The sequence below is a fragment of the Tepidibacter sp. genome (assembly GCF_025210165.1).
In the GTDB taxonomy this organism is placed as follows: domain Bacteria; phylum Bacillota; class Clostridia; order Peptostreptococcales; family Peptostreptococcaceae; genus Tepidibacter_A.
In genome coordinates this window covers 1-16585 of record NZ_JAOASI010000023.1, presented here as the reverse complement: position 1 = coordinate 16585, position 16585 = coordinate 1, and the positions used below count along the sequence as shown (strand labels likewise).

27 protein-coding genes and 1 pseudogene are annotated in these 16585 nt (G+C 26.7%); 18 read left to right on the top strand and 10 right to left on the bottom strand.

Annotation, left to right across the window (positions count from 1 at the left end; translation table 11 throughout):
- The first annotated feature begins 12 nt into the window (after positions 1 to 12).
- The 8 genes from N4A48_RS03675 to N4A48_RS03640 all read left to right on the top strand — a co-directional run bounded on the left by N4A48_RS03675 (position 13) and on the right by N4A48_RS03640 (position 3793).
- Positions 13 to 156, top strand: coding sequence for a hypothetical protein (locus N4A48_RS03675; protein WP_293664418.1), 144 nt, complete (start codon positions 13 to 15; stop codon positions 154 to 156).
- 69 nt (positions 157 to 225) lie between these two features.
- Positions 226 to 1305, top strand: coding sequence for a siphovirus ReqiPepy6 Gp37-like family protein (locus tag N4A48_RS03670; protein WP_293664416.1), 1080 nt, complete (start codon positions 226 to 228; stop codon positions 1303 to 1305).
- A 14-nt stretch (positions 1306 to 1319) separates the two neighbouring features.
- Positions 1320 to 1553 carry a hypothetical protein gene (locus N4A48_RS03665; RefSeq protein WP_293664414.1) on the top strand — a complete coding sequence of 78 codons (234 nt, stop codon included), beginning with the start codon at positions 1320 to 1322 and terminating at the stop codon, positions 1551 to 1553.
- A gap of 4 nt (positions 1554 to 1557) precedes the next feature.
- Complete coding sequence (locus tag N4A48_RS03660; RefSeq protein WP_293664412.1) at positions 1558 to 1728, top strand: hypothetical protein; 171 nt, start codon at positions 1558 to 1560, stop codon at positions 1726 to 1728.
- A 2-nt stretch (positions 1729 to 1730) separates the two neighbouring features.
- The gene (locus tag N4A48_RS03655) at positions 1731 to 2156 is read left to right on the top strand and encodes a D-Ala-D-Ala carboxypeptidase family metallohydrolase (protein ID WP_293664410.1); all 426 of its coding nucleotides are present in this window, start codon (positions 1731 to 1733) and stop codon (positions 2154 to 2156) included.
- A 112-nt stretch (positions 2157 to 2268) separates the two neighbouring features.
- A complete protein-coding gene (locus N4A48_RS03650; protein WP_293664408.1) occupies positions 2269 to 2502 on the top strand; it encodes a DUF5659 domain-containing protein in 234 nt (77 codons plus the stop codon).
- Positions 2503 to 2566: 64 nt separating this feature from the next.
- Positions 2567 to 3325, top strand: coding sequence for a DNA adenine methylase (locus N4A48_RS03645; protein WP_330665043.1), 759 nt, complete (start codon positions 2567 to 2569; stop codon positions 3323 to 3325).
- A gap of 192 nt (positions 3326 to 3517) precedes the next feature.
- Complete coding sequence (locus tag N4A48_RS03640; protein WP_293664406.1) at positions 3518 to 3793, top strand: hypothetical protein; 276 nt, start codon at positions 3518 to 3520, stop codon at positions 3791 to 3793.
- Positions 3794 to 3879: 86 nt separating this feature from the next.
- Here N4A48_RS03640 and N4A48_RS03635 read toward each other — a convergent pair whose 3' ends face one another.
- Together N4A48_RS03635 and N4A48_RS15040 are read right to left on the bottom strand one after the other, a co-directional pair.
- A complete protein-coding gene (locus N4A48_RS03635; RefSeq protein ID WP_293664404.1) occupies positions 3880 to 4020 on the bottom strand; it encodes a hypothetical protein in 141 nt (46 codons plus the stop codon).
- Between the two features lie 83 nt (positions 4021 to 4103).
- Positions 4104 to 4481, bottom strand: a complete 378-nt coding sequence (locus N4A48_RS15040) for a helix-turn-helix transcriptional regulator (RefSeq protein WP_443081743.1) — start codon at positions 4479 to 4481, stop codon at positions 4104 to 4106.
- A gap of 84 nt (positions 4482 to 4565) precedes the next feature.
- Here N4A48_RS15040 and N4A48_RS03630 point away from each other — a divergent pair, with 84 nt between their 5' ends.
- Both N4A48_RS03630 and N4A48_RS03625 read left to right on the top strand, forming a co-directional pair.
- Complete coding sequence (locus N4A48_RS03630) at positions 4566 to 4862, top strand: hypothetical protein (RefSeq protein WP_293664402.1); 297 nt, start codon at positions 4566 to 4568, stop codon at positions 4860 to 4862.
- A 188-nt stretch (positions 4863 to 5050) separates the two neighbouring features.
- A complete protein-coding gene (locus N4A48_RS03625) occupies positions 5051 to 5776 on the top strand; it encodes a Fic family protein (RefSeq protein WP_293664400.1) in 726 nt (241 codons plus the stop codon).
- Between the two features lie 127 nt (positions 5777 to 5903).
- On the opposite strand, the gene N4A48_RS03620 is transcribed toward N4A48_RS03625, so the two are convergent.
- The 4 genes from N4A48_RS03620 to N4A48_RS03605 all read right to left on the bottom strand — a co-directional run bounded on the left by N4A48_RS03620 (position 5904) and on the right by N4A48_RS03605 (position 7434).
- On the bottom strand, positions 5904 to 6371 hold the full coding sequence (locus N4A48_RS03620) for a hypothetical protein (RefSeq protein ID WP_293664398.1): 468 nt from the start codon (positions 6369 to 6371) through the stop codon (positions 5904 to 5906).
- Positions 6372 to 6481: 110 nt separating this feature from the next.
- Positions 6482 to 7036, bottom strand: a complete 555-nt coding sequence (locus tag N4A48_RS03615) for an IS630 family transposase (protein WP_293664422.1) — start codon at positions 7034 to 7036, stop codon at positions 6482 to 6484.
- A gap of 5 nt (positions 7037 to 7041) precedes the next feature.
- Positions 7042 to 7281 carry a helix-turn-helix domain-containing protein gene (locus N4A48_RS03610; protein WP_293664396.1) on the bottom strand — a complete coding sequence of 80 codons (240 nt, stop codon included), beginning with the start codon at positions 7279 to 7281 and terminating at the stop codon, positions 7042 to 7044.
- 30 nt (positions 7282 to 7311) lie between these two features.
- Entirely contained in the window at positions 7312 to 7434 is a 123-nt protein-coding gene (locus N4A48_RS03605; RefSeq protein WP_293664394.1) for a hypothetical protein, read from the bottom strand.
- Between the two features lie 661 nt (positions 7435 to 8095).
- Between N4A48_RS03605 and N4A48_RS03600 the strand changes: the two genes are divergently transcribed.
- The 5 genes from N4A48_RS03600 to N4A48_RS03580 all read left to right on the top strand — a co-directional run bounded on the left by N4A48_RS03600 (position 8096) and on the right by N4A48_RS03580 (position 10962).
- Positions 8096 to 9343, top strand: coding sequence for a hypothetical protein (locus tag N4A48_RS03600; protein WP_293664392.1), 1248 nt, complete (start codon positions 8096 to 8098; stop codon positions 9341 to 9343).
- A 6-nt stretch (positions 9344 to 9349) separates the two neighbouring features.
- Positions 9350 to 9541 carry an NERD domain-containing protein gene (locus N4A48_RS03595; RefSeq protein ID WP_330665044.1) on the top strand — a complete coding sequence of 64 codons (192 nt, stop codon included), beginning with the start codon at positions 9350 to 9352 and terminating at the stop codon, positions 9539 to 9541.
- Positions 9538 to 9945: an SEC-C metal-binding domain-containing protein gene (locus N4A48_RS03590; RefSeq protein ID WP_293664390.1), complete on the top strand. Its 408-nt coding sequence runs from the start codon at positions 9538 to 9540 to the stop codon at positions 9943 to 9945. Before N4A48_RS03595 ends, N4A48_RS03590 begins: the two co-directional genes overlap by 4 nt.
- 102 nt (positions 9946 to 10047) lie before the next feature.
- Entirely contained in the window at positions 10048 to 10425 is a 378-nt protein-coding gene (locus tag N4A48_RS03585; RefSeq protein ID WP_293664388.1) for a hypothetical protein, read from the top strand.
- A 51-nt stretch (positions 10426 to 10476) separates the two neighbouring features.
- Positions 10477 to 10962 (top strand): hypothetical protein, encoded by a 486-nt coding sequence (locus N4A48_RS03580; RefSeq protein ID WP_293664386.1) that lies wholly within the window; start codon positions 10477 to 10479, stop codon positions 10960 to 10962.
- A gap of 3 nt (positions 10963 to 10965) precedes the next feature.
- Here the strand turns inward: N4A48_RS03580 and N4A48_RS03575 are convergent.
- From N4A48_RS03575 to N4A48_RS03565, 3 genes and pseudogenes are all read right to left on the bottom strand, one after another.
- Positions 10966 to 11784: pseudogene (locus N4A48_RS03575) on the bottom strand (IS256 family transposase).
- 133 nt (positions 11785 to 11917) lie between these two features.
- The gene (locus N4A48_RS03570; protein WP_293664384.1) at positions 11918 to 12109 is read right to left on the bottom strand and encodes a hypothetical protein; all 192 of its coding nucleotides are present in this window, start codon (positions 12107 to 12109) and stop codon (positions 11918 to 11920) included.
- A 147-nt stretch (positions 12110 to 12256) separates the two neighbouring features.
- Positions 12257 to 12607: a DUF805 domain-containing protein gene (locus tag N4A48_RS03565; protein ID WP_293664382.1), complete on the bottom strand. Its 351-nt coding sequence runs from the start codon at positions 12605 to 12607 to the stop codon at positions 12257 to 12259.
- A 121-nt stretch (positions 12608 to 12728) separates the two neighbouring features.
- Here N4A48_RS03565 and N4A48_RS03560 point away from each other — a divergent pair, with 121 nt between their 5' ends.
- Positions 12729 to 12992, top strand: coding sequence for a hypothetical protein (locus tag N4A48_RS03560; protein ID WP_293664380.1), 264 nt, complete (start codon positions 12729 to 12731; stop codon positions 12990 to 12992).
- Between the two features lie 275 nt (positions 12993 to 13267).
- Entirely contained in the window at positions 13268 to 14260 is a 993-nt protein-coding gene (locus N4A48_RS03555; protein WP_293664378.1) for a S8 family peptidase, read from the top strand.
- 499 nt (positions 14261 to 14759) lie between these two features.
- On the opposite strand, the gene N4A48_RS03550 is transcribed toward N4A48_RS03555, so the two are convergent.
- Complete coding sequence (locus N4A48_RS03550; RefSeq protein ID WP_293664376.1) at positions 14760 to 15425, bottom strand: NAD(P)H-dependent oxidoreductase; 666 nt, start codon at positions 15423 to 15425, stop codon at positions 14760 to 14762.
- Between the two features lie 443 nt (positions 15426 to 15868).
- Here N4A48_RS03550 and N4A48_RS03545 point away from each other — a divergent pair, with 443 nt between their 5' ends.
- On the top strand, positions 15869 to 16465 hold the full coding sequence (locus N4A48_RS03545; protein WP_293664374.1) for a copper amine oxidase N-terminal domain-containing protein: 597 nt from the start codon (positions 15869 to 15871) through the stop codon (positions 16463 to 16465).
- Positions 16466 to 16585: the final 120 nt, after the last annotated feature.

Sequence of the window (16585 nt, the reverse complement as noted above, 5' to 3'; positions counted from 1 at the left end):
GGGGTTATATAAATGTTAAATGAAAAGATAGTTCAAATACTTGTAGATAGAATAAAGAATGGTGGTATTAATCCACGAACAAATAAACCTATGCAATTAGAAGATATAAAAATAGAAGCTTATAGAATAGAAGTTGAAAAACACATGATAGATTAAAGGTACATTTAACAACATTAGGACCACAAAAATGGGTTCTTTTTTTATTGCAAGAAAGGAGGTGATATATTGGACCAAAATCTTATATTAAGAATAATAGATTCGAATTTTAATTTACTAGGTGAAATTAATCCAGAGTACTTCTTTATTCATGAAGAATTTAATTCTTGTGGAAAGTTCGAATTAAGAATTAATAGACATAAAAAATATGTTGAGCACCTTCAAGAAGGTAATATTGTATTTTTGAATGAAGAAGATGCTGGAATTATTGAACACAAAGAAATCCAGGTTGATGAAGCTGGGAAAGTTTCAGAGGATTGGTTGATAAAAGGATATACTCTAAAAGGTATTTTAAGAGATAGAATTACTATTCCTATAGGTGATAATGCATATGATGAAATAACTGCAGATGCAGAATCGGTTTTAAAGCATTATATTGAAAATAATATTGTAGCTCCTACAGATCCACTTCGAAAGATCGATAGTCTTGTATTAGGAGAAAATAAAAAAAGAGGAATCAATACAACCTGGAAAAGCAGTCATAAAAATCTAGCTGAAGAACTAAAAAAAATATCTTCATATACAAATTTAGGCTTCCAAATGAAAATTGATTTTATAAAGAAAAAGTTTGTATTTGATATTTTAGAAGGGAAAAACCTCACCCAAAAACAACAGGTTAATGATCCTGTACTTTTTAGCATTGATTTTGCAAATATCAAAAGTCAAAATTATGTTGAATCTAGCCTGGATCATAAAAATTTTGCTTATGTAGCTGGGCAAGGTGAAGGGAAAGACAGACAAATTAAAACTGTTGGAACCTCTGCTGGATTAAAGAGAAAAGAAATATTTATAGATGCTAGAGACATAAACACAGGACTCCATGAAAGAGGGCTTCAAAAGCTTAAGGAATATCAAAAAATAAAAACTTTCGAAGGGGAAGTGTTAAACACTGGACCGTTTAATTATAAAGCAGATTGGGATCTTGGAGACATTGTTACCTTACAAAATAGAGATTGGGGAATAACAATTGATGCGAGGATTACAGAAATCAAAAAAACTTACTCTGAAAATGGGCTTGATATCGATGTGAATTTTGGAAATAAGATTCCAACAATTTTGGATAAAATCAAAAGAGAAATAAGAAATTAAAGGTAGGTGTATATATGGAAAACTTCAAAAACTGCCCTCATTACACGGTAATGGAAAACCTTGAAAAAAGAGTTGGAACTTTAGAGATATCAGATGCTACAAAAGGGCAGAAAATAGAAAACTTAATAGAAAAAATAGACAGTCTAACAAGCTGGATAAAAGCCCTAATAATGTTGTTTGGAACTTCATTAGTGGGCTTTTTCTTTTGGTACATACAGAACTTAGGGAATAAAAATATAGGGGGTTGATTACATGAAAAATATAAATGAATACATAGAGTTAATAGTACTTGTAACACTTGTGGCATATTTATTTTTAGGGGCTTTTTATTTGAAAGATAACAGTAATACAGATTTGATTATTGGTGCTTTTTTAGGCGTTCTTGGAAGTAAAAAAGTAGATAAGATTAGAGGAGATGAATAAATATGTTATTAATAGATGGAAAGATAACAAAAAACTTTAATATAAAAGAATTTAGATGTAAAGGTAATGGAGAAATATTGCTTAATCAAGAGGTAATTGAACACATACAAAGACTTCAAAAATTTAGAGATTGGTATAATAGACCCATGACTATAAACAGTGGATTTAGGACAGTGGAATATAATAGAAAAGTTGGAGGAGCAAAAGCTTCACAACATCTAAAAGGACTAGCAACTGATATAGCATTACCTAGAGAGTTCTATAGTTTCAATAAAACTAGACAGGATGAGTTTTTAGATCATATAAAACAGAAATGGTTTGAATTATGTGATGAGAATGGAGTTAATGGTGGAGTAGGGATATATAAAACTTTTATTCATTTAGATAGTCGCACAACAAAGAGAGCATTTTGGGATATGAGACAATAGAAATAAAAAGGAGTTGTAGTTAAAATAGGATAGTTATCAGGGGCTATCCTATATTTTTTAACTTTACATCGAACGTATGTTTGTTATAAAATGAGTATGAGGTGATTTAGATATGAAATTAAAAGAGATTACAGATATAGATCTAATTGTATTTTTAGTAACAAAGGGACATCTAATTAATAAAAGTAAAAAAGAAGGTAACAAAAGTATAATTTATTTTGAAGACAATAAAGAACTTCAAAAGAACATCTTAAAATTTGTAAATAGAAATGAAAATATCAATATATCAGATTATCAAGCTGCACATAGAAGAGTAAAAACGCTTTTATATGCTAATAAGAACTAACAGCTTTAAACTTTCAACTCTCATCTTTTAACAAAATAAATTTAAGTTAAAGGAGAGATTTATTATGAAAATGTTAAAACCACCTATAAGCAGAATGGGAGGAAAATCTAAATTAAGAAAACAGATTATAGAACTTATACCTAAGCATATTTGCTATGTAGAAGTTTTCTTTGGTGCCGGCTGGGTTTATTTTGGTAAAGAAACCAGCAATACTGAGGTTATAAATGATATTGATTCAGAGCTTATCAATTTATTTAAAATGATAAAGTATCATGAAGAAGAAGTAAGCAGATTATTAGAATATGAAATTTTTTCTAGAGATTCATTTGATTATTATTTAAATCAAGATTCTAAGTATTTAACAGAAATTCAAAGAGCAGTAAGGTTTCTATATATAATAGGTTGTTCTTTTGGAGCTAAAGGAAAGCACTTTGGATATGGAGCTACTAGAAAACCTACACAAAAAATATTCAATGAGGATTTAAAAGTTATTAGAGATAGGTTGAAAAATACATATGTAGAGAATTTAAATTTTAAAACCCTAATAGAAAAATACGATAGAGAGGGTACATTCTTTTTCTGTGATCCTCCTTACTGGAAAACATGTGGTTATGACAATCCTTTTACTTGGAAGAATCATTTAGAATTAAAAAATACTCTTCTAAATATTAAGGGTAAATTTTTACTTACTTTAAATGATTGTCCTCAGATAAGAGAATTATATAAAGAGTTTAATATTCTAGAAACAGAAGTTATGTATACTGTTTCTAAATCAGAAAAAGGAATAAAAAAGCATAATGAATTAATAATAACGAATTACTAAATAGATAAGACTGCTACAATGTATCACATATGACCACCGATGTTTATAAGTGAATTTTCTGCAAAAACTTTTATAAAAATAGATTATCTTGTAATAAAAACAGCTACATTACAAAATACAAGTTTATTGGAAGGATTTTATTTTAAATAGTAGAATACATATGTGATTAAAACTAAAAAAGGGGGAATACAAATGAAAATCAAACAATTAGTAGCAGGAGCACTAGTAGCAGCTACAGTTTTAGGAGGGAGTATAGTTTCTTTTGCAGGATGTGTGAGCCATGATTATGGTAAAGCTGTATTGGTAAAATCAGAATACAAGTCTCATAGAGAATGTACAAATAAGAATCATCAATTGCCTACTTGTGACATAGTAACTTATAAAGATAAATATGAACTTAAATGCAAAAAATGTGGTGAAAAAGCAGTGATTTTCGACACTCATACAGAGCATGTTTCTGCACCATAAAGTCCATTTAATGAGACAATTAAAAAACTAGGCTAATTAACCTAGTTTTTTAATTGTCTATAGAATCTTAAAGTAAAGTTTTTTATCTAATATTTCTCAAGTGCATTATTCCCTAAAACCCATTCTGCTTTTACCTGTATTTCTTTATAATTTTCAATAACAGATTGTATATCTTTCTTTTCTTCAATAGATAGATAGTTGGAACTATACTTTAGGTGATTTTCCAATTTATCAATTGAAAAGTCTAAAGAATTTATAATTATTTTGAAATTTTGCAAATGATTAACAAAAGAGTATATATTTGAAGTAGTTATATATCTATCTTAGATATTTGATTGAAAAAATCAATAAGCTTATAATAATAATTTTTACTTACACTGTAAGTTTCATTTTCCCAACTTATATAAGTACTTTTTCCAACCCCTAAAATTGTGGCAGCTTTTCTTGTAGAAATAGTTTCTTTTTTTCTCCATTGTTTAAGTTTCTTGGGATAGTTACTTATTAAAAATTTAGAGTATCCATTGCAACATATATAATCTAAATCGAAAACTTGTCCAAGTTTAAATATAGCTTCTCTACTTGGATGGATACAATCACATTCATATCCTTGTATAGCTCCTTCGCTTAATCCAGTTAACTTTGATAAATCTGATTGAGATAAGTCTTTTAATAACCTTCCTTTTTTTATTCTAGATCCAATAGTATTTTCATTAACATGTGAATATAATTCTTTATAATAGTTAATAATAAAGGGTTTAACTATTGCAGTTTGGTGGGGAGAGCAGAAGCTATATGTACAGGTTATTTAGCAGGTCATAATAGTGTTAGAAACACAATAGGTATTCCTTTATTACAGCTGCCTGTAAACATAGCTATTGGAGATATTATATCCTATGGAAATGAAATGATGTGTAAAGAAGGAGGAGATAGACTTAGATTTACATTTGCAGGATCTATATTCTTTGAAAGAATGAAGGAGAGAAATTTATATACAAACGATCCTGATCTACTGTATGAAAGAATTAAAAAGGTAGGACTTTTAAACATATATGATGATAAATTAGTTTAATTGATCAAAATAAAGATTAATACAAATATGTATAGCTAAAAATCAAATTTAAAGAATAATAAAAGAGAAGAAAATCTTCTCTTTTATTATTTTTTTGATAAAATTTATATGTTTACATATTGGACTATATGATAAAATTGAGGATATAAAATTTATTTAGTCTAAGTAAAAAAATGAGGTGATATATTATGTTTGAAAGTACAGATAATAAAAAAAATATATTAGATGGTAAAAGGCCATTACCTAATTATACATTAAAAAGTATAAGAGAGCATCTGCTTTTAGAATGGACATATAATTCAAATGCTATAGAAGGAAATACATTGACCTTACAAGAAACTAAGGTTGTTTTAGAAGGTATAACAGTTGGGGGTAAAAGTTTAAGAGAACATCTTGAAGTAGTGAATCATAAAGAAGCAATACTTTATGTAGAAGATATAGTAAGAAAAAATGAAGCATTTTCTGAATGGAAGATAAAGAACATTCATAGACTTGTTTTGAAATCAATAGATGATGAATATGCAGGAGTGTATAGAGATCAAAAAGTAATTATTGCAGGAGCAAAGCATGAACCACCAGAACCAATGATTATTAAAGAAGAAATGGAAAAGCTAATAAATTGGTATAATAACGAATCTCAAAGATTGCATCCAATTGAAAGGGCAGCACTTCTTCATGTTATATTTGTAGGAATACATCCATTTATAGATGGCAATGGAAGAACATCAAGACTTTTATTAAATTTAGAACTTATGAAAAATGGATATCCACCTATAGTAATAAGAAATGAAAACAGAATAAAATATTATAATGCTCTTGATAAAGCACATACAACAAACCAACATGATGATTTTATAGACTTAGTAGTTGAAGAAGTAAATAGAACTTTAGACTTGTATTTAAAGTTAATATAAAAAAATATGCAATTATGTGTGTAAATATTCGTAAAATAAGTAGAGGATTTACACACATTTAATTACATTAATAGCAGAACTTTATAAGATACAAAGAATAATTCACAATATATATAATTATTTTAATCTAATTTGCTATACAGATTTCAGATATGCTTGGATTATTTGCTTCTAGTAGTGATTCAACAATTAATAACTTCATTTTAATATGTTCTGGAGTATCTAGAGTAATAAATTGATATAGCATGCAACAGAAAATAATAGGAGATGAGAATATAAATATATATATAAAATAATATTTAAATATATCTCCAAGGTATTCAAAGGCATTATCTGTTTTAAGAACTAGTCCAAACATGGTATTCACAAAAGTGAGTATACTTCCAAGTACTACTATTAGTATAGGAAGTATATACTTATCATAAAACTTATTTTTTTTCATCTTTTCCAGTTTACTTTCTAACAAAATTTTCTCTCTAATTAAATCATGTGCACAATATTTTTTTAAACTTTCCTCCATAAGAAAAATTTCTTTGTCTCTCAATCTATGTTTGGTTTCACCTATAAGATCAAATGTATTATCAGTAAATTTCACATAAACCGAATCTCTAAAAAAAAATAATTTTAAAAATCCAATATATATCTTTGTAGTTAAAAAGAAGCCCTATCAAATAAGATATAGATAAGCAAGTTTAAGATTTAAAATTACTTATAATAACTTCTAGCATTAACAAGAGATTGAGTTTCTATAGTATTGGAATTATTATGATTAAAATAATCTACGATAAAATTTTTAATTTCTTGTATAGATGTTCTGGCTTTATATTCGTAAAAGTAAGTTTTATGTTTATTCCAAACATTTTCTTGTGGATTTAACATAGGTGAATACGGTGGTAGATTTAATATAAATAATGTATCTGCATAGTTTTCAATAAATTCTTTAACAGCTTTAGACGTATGAATTCTAGCATTATCCCAAATCATAAATACCTTTTTATTCTTGTTATGATCTAATAGTTCTTTTAAAAAGTTAATGATTTCAATAGAAGTAATGTTCTTATCAGAAGGATATACATTTACAATAGAATCAAAGTTTTTACTGATTTCAGTAGCTCCAATAATATTAACACCCTTGCGAGTACCATTTCTCTCAATTACAGGGGGTTTCCCAATAGGGCTCCAGCTACGATAGTTATTAGATTCTACTCTGATTTTAGTTTCATCCTGAACATATAAAACTGTATCCGATGTATTCTCAATAGTGTCTAGTAACTTTTTTTAAAAGCTTCTTGAAGCTCTGGATCTCCTTTGGTAGGCATATATTGTCCTCGTTTATATGAGAAACCTATTTTAATTAACATTTGTCGTATCCATTCAGCACAATATTTTTTGCCAAATGTAGTAGCAATATATTTAGAAAGCATATGAGTATCCCATGTAGAACTTAAGAACCCAGAATCTTTAGGATCTTTATTGACTACAGTATCTTTCAAATCCTTTAGCATTTCATCTGGAAAGCTACTTGTTGTACTACCCTAATTATCAATAAGATAGTCAATGCCTTCTCTATTCCCTGTATTAATGTATATTGTTACTGAAGCTATTAATCTATTTATAATCTTGGCTATACTGGTTGTATGAATACCTTGATATCTCATAATTACAGCTTTTCTGGAGTTTTTAAAATACAATAAAATTATTTTTAGAGATAAACTTGGTTATCTATATGAAAGTTAAAAATATAACCTTATCTTGGGTTGTACTTAAAATAATAGTTTTATTTGTTAAAATTTCGATCAAACTCATTATTCCTGCATTAATACTTAAAAAAATAGCTGAAAAAATCTATAAATTTATGCATAGCCATTCTTTATCAATTTTTATATTTTTATAATTTATTTTAGGTATGTAAAGAATGAAAAAACAAGTTTTATAGAAAATATTTACTCTATAGTCTTTATTAATTAATGATCTTCTTTGAATATATTTATTTGAATAAATTAGAAATAATAAATTTATGAAACTTATTGTAGAATATATAATTTGATTTGTGATTAATAATGAAATTAATATAGATAACAAAAAGATAGATATAATAGATATAAACAATCGCGTTTTATTTTCCACAGTTCTAACCTCCTATACTTTCTTTCAATATACTTAATTCTTGATTATTATTCAAAATACTTAGATGTATATGGTATAATTATACAATATATCTAATATAAGTCTAAATTGCAACAATATCTAGTATGAGTCTTATAATATGAGAGTTAAATAATTAAAATATATAAGCAAATATATAGGGGAGTGAGATTTGTGATAAGGAATGAGATTAACGATAAACTAAATTCTATAAAAAAAGATATTAATGCATATGTACATAACGAATTAAAAAATAGTAACTCATGTAATTTAACAAAATATGATCTCATATCATTAATAGACTACTATTACTATAAGCAATATTTAGTACAGTTAGTATCATCTGAATTTGAAGGATATTTAAAGGGTAGAGGTAATATGAAATTAAATAATGAATACATAATTAAGGATACAGTTTCTAGATTTAGCAGTAATATATCTAAGATTATAAATTCTATTAATTTAATTATAACTAATGAAAATATAGAATATGAAATTGGAAATTTATCAAGTAAAATATCTGATTTATATCGACATATTGATTTGTTAATAAACTATAATGAGTTAGACTATGCTATAAATGCATTTAAAAATTTAAGATATGAAGCTATAATACAAAGTGAAGATGCTATAAGATTTTATTTTGCTAAGAATTTTGCCAACAATCATTCTTTAGAAGCTTGGTATAACATGAATCTTTTTTACGATCCTAAGAGAAAAGACATAGATTTAAGAAAAATTCAAAAGGCAAATGGAGACATAGTACTTTGTGAAAATAATTTAAATATAATTTGTAGACAATATCAGGAAGAATTTGATTTTTTAAAATGCAGAGATATAAAAAATGCTTTTTATTCTTTTGAAGAATTTCAAAAGGTTTGGTCATACTTATATCTAAAATCTACTATACAAAATAATAAAAATTTGAAAAGAGTTAATGTGAAATATAATCAATATATGAATGATAGAGTCTCTAAATCTAGAGGAATTAAAGATTTTACAAATCAATTACAAAATATAGATAAGCATGATAAAGGAATAAATATAGATGAGTGCATAAATATTATAGAAGAAAACAAGGAAATTTTATTAAAAGAATGTAGTGAATTGACAAAAATAGAAGAGAAAAAAATAAAAATTATACTTGAGGATTTAGTATTTGATAAAATTAAAAATATACAGGAAGAACCTATTTTTTCAACAGAAACTAAATACTATTTTTCGCCATGTATAATAACTTCGATTAATTTGAAATTTTTATTACAAAAATTATTTATAAGTAAGTATAGCAAAATATATACAAAATTACATAGCGAATTAATAGAGCCTTATTTATGTTCAAAAGTAGGAGATTTATTTAGAGAAAATAAAGATTTTATTGTTAAAGAACCTAAAGAATATTTTAAAACAACAGACTCCTAAGGACAAATTGATGTAATTATACTAGACAAAAAAAATAATGATTTATTAATAATTGAAGTTAAGAACCATATTGCCAAATTAAGAATGGATAAAGTAATTAAACAAGGATATTTAGAAAAAGACATTCTAGAAAAAAAGGGTAAACCTGTAGAACAATTAGAAAGACAAAAAAATTGGTTAGAAATGGTATTGTTTTGAAAAAAATCTTTGAACTAGAATATGATGTTATACCTAGAAATATTTATAAAGCTTATGTTGAATTTTATTATAAAGGAACATTTCAATTTTATAAAAATTTAAAAGAACATAACATAATGTTTTTACCTTATGATGTACTTAAGTTAAATAAAAAAATTATTAGGAGCGATATGGGAAATATATATAATTTTTTTACAAATTTAAAATTTATTAATTTTTCAGATTATGAAGAAATAGATACAAAAATTAATATTGGTAAATATAACTTTATAATTCCAATGTTTTATAATGATAAAATTAAAAGAGTTGTTATGAAAAAATGGTTTCCTAGAAATAAACCATGTTTTTGTAAAAGCGGTAAGAAATTCAAAAAATGCTGTGGGAAAAATACTCCTTATATATAAAAATTATACAAACACAATATAAAGTAAGTATGAAATTATGCTATATTATGGTAAAATATACACGTAACTAGAAAATGAATTATAAATAGAGGAGAATTGATCATGCCTTTGACGTTGGAAGAACAATATAATATTTATAATGATTATGATGGAATTGAAATGAAAGAGAATAGTAGAAACGTAAACTTTTATTTAAGAGGAACTAATAGAATAGTAGGGTCTGAATATCCTATAAAGACAGATAAAAACAAAGATAAGGTTTTAAAAGGTGGTTATATAAGAATAAGAAATCTTTTAGAAAACAATCTTATGAAACAAGAGAAACATGATGAATTGATGAACAAAGCTAGTCATTCTTCTGATAAGAATGAACAAAAGTACTCAAAAGGGTGTATAAGTACATACGATTTATCAGAAGAAGAGTTCAGAAAATTAATTGAATTAAACGTAAAACTATTGAGAACAGAATTATCCAAATAAAAAATTATGCTTATTATGGAAAGTCACACTATAAATAATTAGGAGGTAAGTATGTCTGGTTATCCGATTGAGATAGAAAATTTTCACAATACAATACTAAAGCTAAGAGGTATTTCTACAATAGAAAGTGGTGTAGAAAATTTAGAGCCTATAGATTCAGAACTGTTGAAGTTATCCGACTTTTCACATTTACCTCATGCTTCACTTTTACGTACAAACGGAGGATTAAAAGATGAAGTACTTATTCAATTTGAGTTTTCGACAGATTATTCATTAGAAAGCTTTCAGTCATTGGAATTTATTGCTTGGTTTGTTCGAGATTGTGCAAGAGGTGGTACTAAGATTCAATTAAGACCTTTTGCACTTCCTCCGGTAACACCATTAGGAAGGCAACTTGGAACTACACTGAAATTTCATATAGATTTATTCATAGATGGTATTGATGAAACTTTAGAACCAGCATTCAAAGAAATTAATAATTTAAACAAATCAATAAATATATTTATTGACATGTATGATATTCCTCTAAAAGATTAGTACTTAGTATATAGTTGCAAGGATTTTATTAATGTAGCTACTTGATATAATTTTAACTTTATACATAGCTAAGAAGCTTAAAACTCCTCCTATTGCTTCTTTAAATCCTTTCAATCCATCCACACAAAAGATAAGCACATCTTGAATACCTCTATTTTTAAGGTCATTTAAGACAGAAAGCCAAAACTTACTGTTTTCATTTGCTCCTATCCATATTCCTAATACTTCTTTTTGACCATCTAGATTAACACCAATTACTACGTATGCTGCCTTTACTATAATTTGTTTTTCTTCTCTAACTTTATAATGAATAGCATCCATAAATATGAAAGAATAAGTACTCTCTAGATCTCTATTCTACCATTCTGAAACTAGGGGTAGTATTCTATTGGTTATATTTGAAACTGTTTCTGCACTAATATCTACACCATAGAATTTTTCTATTTGCTCTGATATATCTCGAGTAGTCATTTCGCAAGAGTATAGTGATATAATTTTATCTTCTATTCCATCAACAGTTCTTTGATGCTTAGGTACTATTTTGGGTTCAAATTCTCCGTTTCTATCTCTTGGAATATCTATTTTTATTGGTCCTAATTCAGTTTTAAAAGTTTTCTTTGAATATCCGTTTCTGATATTATTACTTGTCTTTTCTCCTATATTATATTTTCCATATCCAAGAGCAGTGTCCATTTCTGTTTCTAACGCTTCTTGAAGTATATGTCTAAACATATCTTTCATAGCTTCTGGAACTTCGTTAGCACTAGTAAAATTTTGTTCCTTCACATAATTTCTTAATAATTCTTTCGACATATTCTCCATAAAAATAACTCATCCTTGTTATAAATTATTATCTTAATTATTAACAAGAAGAAGTTATTTTAATTCACTTTACACAAAGTTTTTTACACAACCGAATAGGTAAGTTAGAAATTTATAAAAAATACAGGGTTAATTACCCTGCAAAAGTTAGATATACACCAACACCCGAAATAAAGCGGCCTATAGCCATATAGGATGCTGATGCTATTTTATCTCCAACTATTTTTCTCATAACTTTAGCTTTTCTGTTCTCCCAGAAAAAATCAGGTTTTTTAACAGTAGATATAATTGTATATAAACCAATTAATATAAATAAAATAGACATTTTAAAATACCTCCTTATTTTTCAAAAGCAATACCAAATTTTAACATTTACATACATATTATAGCAATAGTCCTTAAGAACTAAGAAAAAATATATGAAAAATGTTGGAGCAACAATATAAGTATTGAAATAAAAAAGGAATTGCTATTAAAAAATTTTCCTGAAAGATAATGGATCTTCACCATATTCATTAGGCCCAACAGTTCCTCGTTTGAATAATATGCATAAAATTAAAAAGATATTATAAATTGGAATAAGTAATAATAGTGCATGTAGTGAGGATTTATTTAAATCATGTAAACGCTGGATGATAAGACAAGTTATGCTTAATAAATTTAATTTATTTATTATGTTATGGAGCAAATCTAAATTATTATAACCAAATAATCTATGTGGATATAAAGCTGTCAATCCTATAAAAAATATAGTAACAGCAAAAATATGCCCAATAAAAAGACCTCGACTTAAACGACCTTTAAGAGAAAAAAATCTATGCATTATATCATCTCCTTTTTCTGAAATATACAAATACTGTATCATTATACCAAATATAGGGGTTCGACGTAACTAGTCTGTGAAACTAAAATAAGGTTATATCTAGGAAAAAGGAGGAGAAATTATGAAAATAAAAGGAAACATAGAAGTCGAAATAGATATAAAAGATAAAGAAGCACAGGAATTTATTAAAGAAACAATACTAATGATGGGTGAAGAAAATTATCAATCAAGAGGTGAAAGCAATCATCTAGCTTTTTTATATGGTATAGCGGAAACTATTTATAAGTTTTTCATAATTTCACCACCTTGTTTCATAATTATACAAATACTAGATAATTATAACAAATTACAGGTGAAATGTAAATGTTTTCTATTTGTGGGATAAAATCTTCTTAAGGGGTAAAGACATGAGGAAGGATATAAAAAGCTTATTATACAGATAGGAAGAGTACAGTTGATACCAGGATTACTGAAATTAAAAAACATACTCAGAAAAGGGCCTAAGCATAGATGCTAATTTCGGAAATAAAATTCCAACAATTTTAGATAAAATCAAAAGAGAAATAAAAATTTAGAAATTAAACACAATGACGGTGTTATTTTTAGTTTAAGGGAATTTTTATCCCTTTTTTTAATATATTAAATTGAGGAGTTGATATTATGAATGAGCATTTGCTAAAAGAAAATCAAGAAATATTCAAAAAACTAAATATTCCTAATTGGCATAAGGAAGGAATAACAGGAAAAGGAGTAAATGTAGCCATACTTGGCTATGGTGGAGTTATGGAGGATAAAAAAACATATTTAACAAATATAAATCCTCCTGCAGATGGAGGAAGTTATCATGATGGAGACGAACTTATAAACTCCGTTGCTCCAGATGCTAAAATTTACTCTATTAATATATTTACAGGAAGTTGGAAATTTGAAGATGCTCTCAGATGGATTCTGAAGAATGATATAGATATAGTATGTACCTCTATTGTTAAAAGTTCCTGGAATTATGAACTAGAAGAATTATCTAAGCAGCTATATGAAAAAGGTGCAATTATGGTAGATAGCTCTGACAATGTAGGAAAAAAAGATAGTATAGGATGGCCTGCTAAAAGTCCTTATTGGTATGCAGTTGGAGCATATTTTAAAGGTGATAAAGCAGGGTATTCAAGCTATGGGAAAGAGTTAGATATATTAGGATATACTGATTTAGGAGTACATGTAAAAGAGGACCATATAGTACCTATAAGTCATACAAGCGGAACTACTCAAGTAATAAGCGGGATGGTAGCACTATTGAAAGAGGCTTATCGGATAAACAACGAAGGTTTTAAGCAGTACATGCAAGAGAATTCTATAGATTTGAATACTCCTGGATGGGATAAAGAAACTGGATGGGGATTATTTAAGTTAGAAGAAAAATCTAATATTTATAAACTTAAATTTCCTAAAAAAGAATATGCACAAGAAAAAGAAGAGGGTGAAAGTGTGGATGATATTAAATTTAAAGATATACAAAACCATTGGGCAAAAGAAGATATACAAAAGGTTGTTGCAGCTGGATTAATGAATGGATATGAAGATGGGATCTTCAAACCAGATGAATCTGTTACAAGAGCTGAAATAGCAACTATTTTAACTAGGGCTTTAAAACTATAAATATAAAAAGAGGGAATTTTAATGTATAAAGATTTAATACTAAATACTACTATAGCATGAATAGGTATTAGATTTGTTTAATAGGAGATTGAGATAAAATAATTCAAATCCTTGCTATATTAATGATTACTGACTATTTAACTGGAATGAGTAAAGGAATATTAAAATGTAAATATACAAAGTGATGCAATTACTGTAGTAATGAGTAATATGTATAATACTGTATTTTTTGATAAATATAATAGATAGAATTTAAAAATACGTATATAGATTAAAATACACTACTCATAATAGTAAGTAGTGTATTTTTTGTCCTAATTTAAATAACAATTCTCTATTTGGATGGATACAATCACATTAATACCCTTGTATAGCTCCTTCGCTAAATTCAGTTAATCTTGATAAATCACATACAACAAACCAAAATGATGATTTTATAGAGTTAGTAGTTGAAGAAATAAATCCTAATCTCTAAAACATCAATAAATATAGTAACTTCTTATATCCACTCTACTATTTTATCCATAGACTGTCTAGTTTTTGGTCTTGGTTCTTCCTCTCTATATCCAAAAGAAACCATGCAAGATACACTAAATTCATCCTTATTTATTACTCCTTCATCACTTAAAATTTGATCAACCTTTTTTCTATCAAAACCTTCTATTGGGCAAGAATCAATTCCTATCTGTGCTGCTGAAATCATCATATTAGTAAGTGGAATATATGTTTGTTTACAAGCCCAATCAAACATGGCTCTATTACTTTCAGTAAGTTTAAAATCATTTTCTTGAAAGTTTTTATAGAACTGACTTTTTAATTTAATAATGTCTTCAGGAAGCTGTTGAACTTCTTTCATAAAATTAACTATATATTCTGAGCTATAAATCATATCTTTATTCTTCCTAGCAAGAATAATAACAAAATGACTACTAGTAGGTAATTGCTTTTGAGCACCCCAACAAACAGGTTTGATTTTTTCTCTCATATCTGAGTTCTGTAAAACTAGGAACTTCCAAGGTTCAAATCCAAAAGAACTAGGAGATAATCTAGCTGTTTCGAGTATAAAATCAAAATTTTCACTAGATATTTTTTTATTACTATCAAATTCTTTACAAGCATGTCTGAAATAATTAGCTTCTATAACTTTTTCTTTTATATTGTTCATATAAAGAAACACCCCTTTTAAAAAATATTATTTATAAGAATAACTTTCTTCTTTAAAAATATACCCAGCAAGTCTAATTGTATTCAGTTGTATATATTAAAATTTATTATAATCAATGCAAAATAAAAATTTTAGTTATTTTCACTATTATACTCAATTAAGGTCTCATCTTTTTTAGCTACATCAACTCTAACTTTATAACTTAGATTAATATTTTTTTAAAACCTAAATCCCATGAAAACCTCATTATAGTAGATATTTAAAAGATTTAATATGAGGATATGTTGTGGTAAAATATGACTAGGCTAAACAAAATAATGTGGCTATAAAATATCTTATAGGAGTGGAGGAATTAAGTATAAATGAGAAGTTTAGATTATCAGATATGTTTTTAAATTATGATAAGAAGATTGAATTAGATTACCAAAGGAGTGAATATTATAATGAAAAAAATATTATTAATATCAATATGTATTATGCTACTTTTCACAGGTGCAATATATGCAAAGGATATTAACGAAATAAGCTTAAATGGCGAAATTATAACATTTCATGTTGAGCCAATTAGGGAAAAAGGAACAACGCTTGTCCCTATGAGAACTATTTTTGAAGCATTAGGAGCAACTGTAACATGGAATAGCAAAGATAAATCTGTATCTGCAGTAAAGAATAATATTAATGTATGGTTGCAGCTAAATAGCCGTACAACAAAGATTAACGATGAAGAATTTACTTTAGAAATTGCCCCTAAAGTCGTAAATGGAAGCACTTTGGTTCCAATAAGGTTTGTTACTGAAACATTTGGTGAAGATGTAGAGTGGGATGCTAAAAATAAAAGAATTATGTATATGGATTCACAAAAACATGTAAAACCAACTGAAAAAAGTATAAACGAAGAATATAATTTAAAAATATCAGATACAAAAGAAAAATTAAATTTATTATGTCAACAAATAAGCAGTGAGTCAAATACAAAAAATATTGATAAATTATTAACTGATTTTAAAACAAATATTGGAGGTGTATACTGTACCCTATAGAGTGGACACTAAAAAAAGTCTATTCTATAGGGTATTTTTATGTATAATAGAAAAAAAGACGAATGGTGGAAGATAAAATGAGTAATAAAATATTTACAGAAAAAGAAATAAGAATACTTT

Coding starts and splice junctions, on each gene's coding strand:
- N4A48_RS03675 (WP_293664418.1), top strand. CDS start 13: ATGTTAAATGAAAAGATAGTTCAAATACTTGTAGATAGAATAAAGAAT.
- N4A48_RS03660 (WP_293664412.1), top strand. CDS start 1,558: ATGAAAAATATAAATGAATACATAGAGTTAATAGTACTTGTAACACTT.
- N4A48_RS03655 (WP_293664410.1), top strand. CDS start 1,731: ATGTTATTAATAGATGGAAAGATAACAAAAAACTTTAATATAAAAGAA.
- N4A48_RS03665 (WP_293664414.1), top strand. CDS start 1,320: ATGGAAAACTTCAAAAACTGCCCTCATTACACGGTAATGGAAAACCTT.
- N4A48_RS03555 (WP_293664378.1), top strand. CDS start 13,268: ATGAATGAGCATTTGCTAAAAGAAAATCAAGAAATATTCAAAAAACTA.
- N4A48_RS03580 (WP_293664386.1), top strand. CDS start 10,477: ATGTCTGGTTATCCGATTGAGATAGAAAATTTTCACAATACAATACTA.
- N4A48_RS03570 (WP_293664384.1), bottom strand. CDS start 12,109: ATGTCTATTTTATTTATATTAATTGGTTTATATACAATTATATCTACT.
- N4A48_RS03650 (WP_293664408.1), top strand. CDS start 2,269: ATGAAATTAAAAGAGATTACAGATATAGATCTAATTGTATTTTTAGTA.
- N4A48_RS03560 (WP_293664380.1), top strand. CDS start 12,729: ATGAAAATAAAAGGAAACATAGAAGTCGAAATAGATATAAAAGATAAA.
- N4A48_RS03645 (WP_330665043.1), top strand. CDS start 2,567: ATGAAAATGTTAAAACCACCTATAAGCAGAATGGGAGGAAAATCTAAA.
- N4A48_RS03545 (WP_293664374.1), top strand. CDS start 15,869: ATGAAAAAAATATTATTAATATCAATATGTATTATGCTACTTTTCACA.
- N4A48_RS03610 (WP_293664396.1), bottom strand. CDS start 7,281: ATGCTAAAGGATTTGAAAGATACTGTAGTCAATAAAGATCCTAAAGAT.
- N4A48_RS03640 (WP_293664406.1), top strand. CDS start 3,518: ATGAAAATCAAACAATTAGTAGCAGGAGCACTAGTAGCAGCTACAGTT.
- N4A48_RS03625 (WP_293664400.1), top strand. CDS start 5,051: ATGTTTGAAAGTACAGATAATAAAAAAAATATATTAGATGGTAAAAGG.
- N4A48_RS03565 (WP_293664382.1), bottom strand. CDS start 12,607: ATGCATAGATTTTTTTCTCTTAAAGGTCGTTTAAGTCGAGGTCTTTTT.
- N4A48_RS03585 (WP_293664388.1), top strand. CDS start 10,048: ATGCCTTTGACGTTGGAAGAACAATATAATATTTATAATGATTATGAT.
- N4A48_RS03605 (WP_293664394.1), bottom strand. CDS start 7,434: ATGAGATATCAAGGTATTCATACAACCAGTATAGCCAAGATTATAAAT.
- N4A48_RS03550 (WP_293664376.1), bottom strand. CDS start 15,425: ATGAACAATATAAAAGAAAAAGTTATAGAAGCTAATTATTTCAGACAT.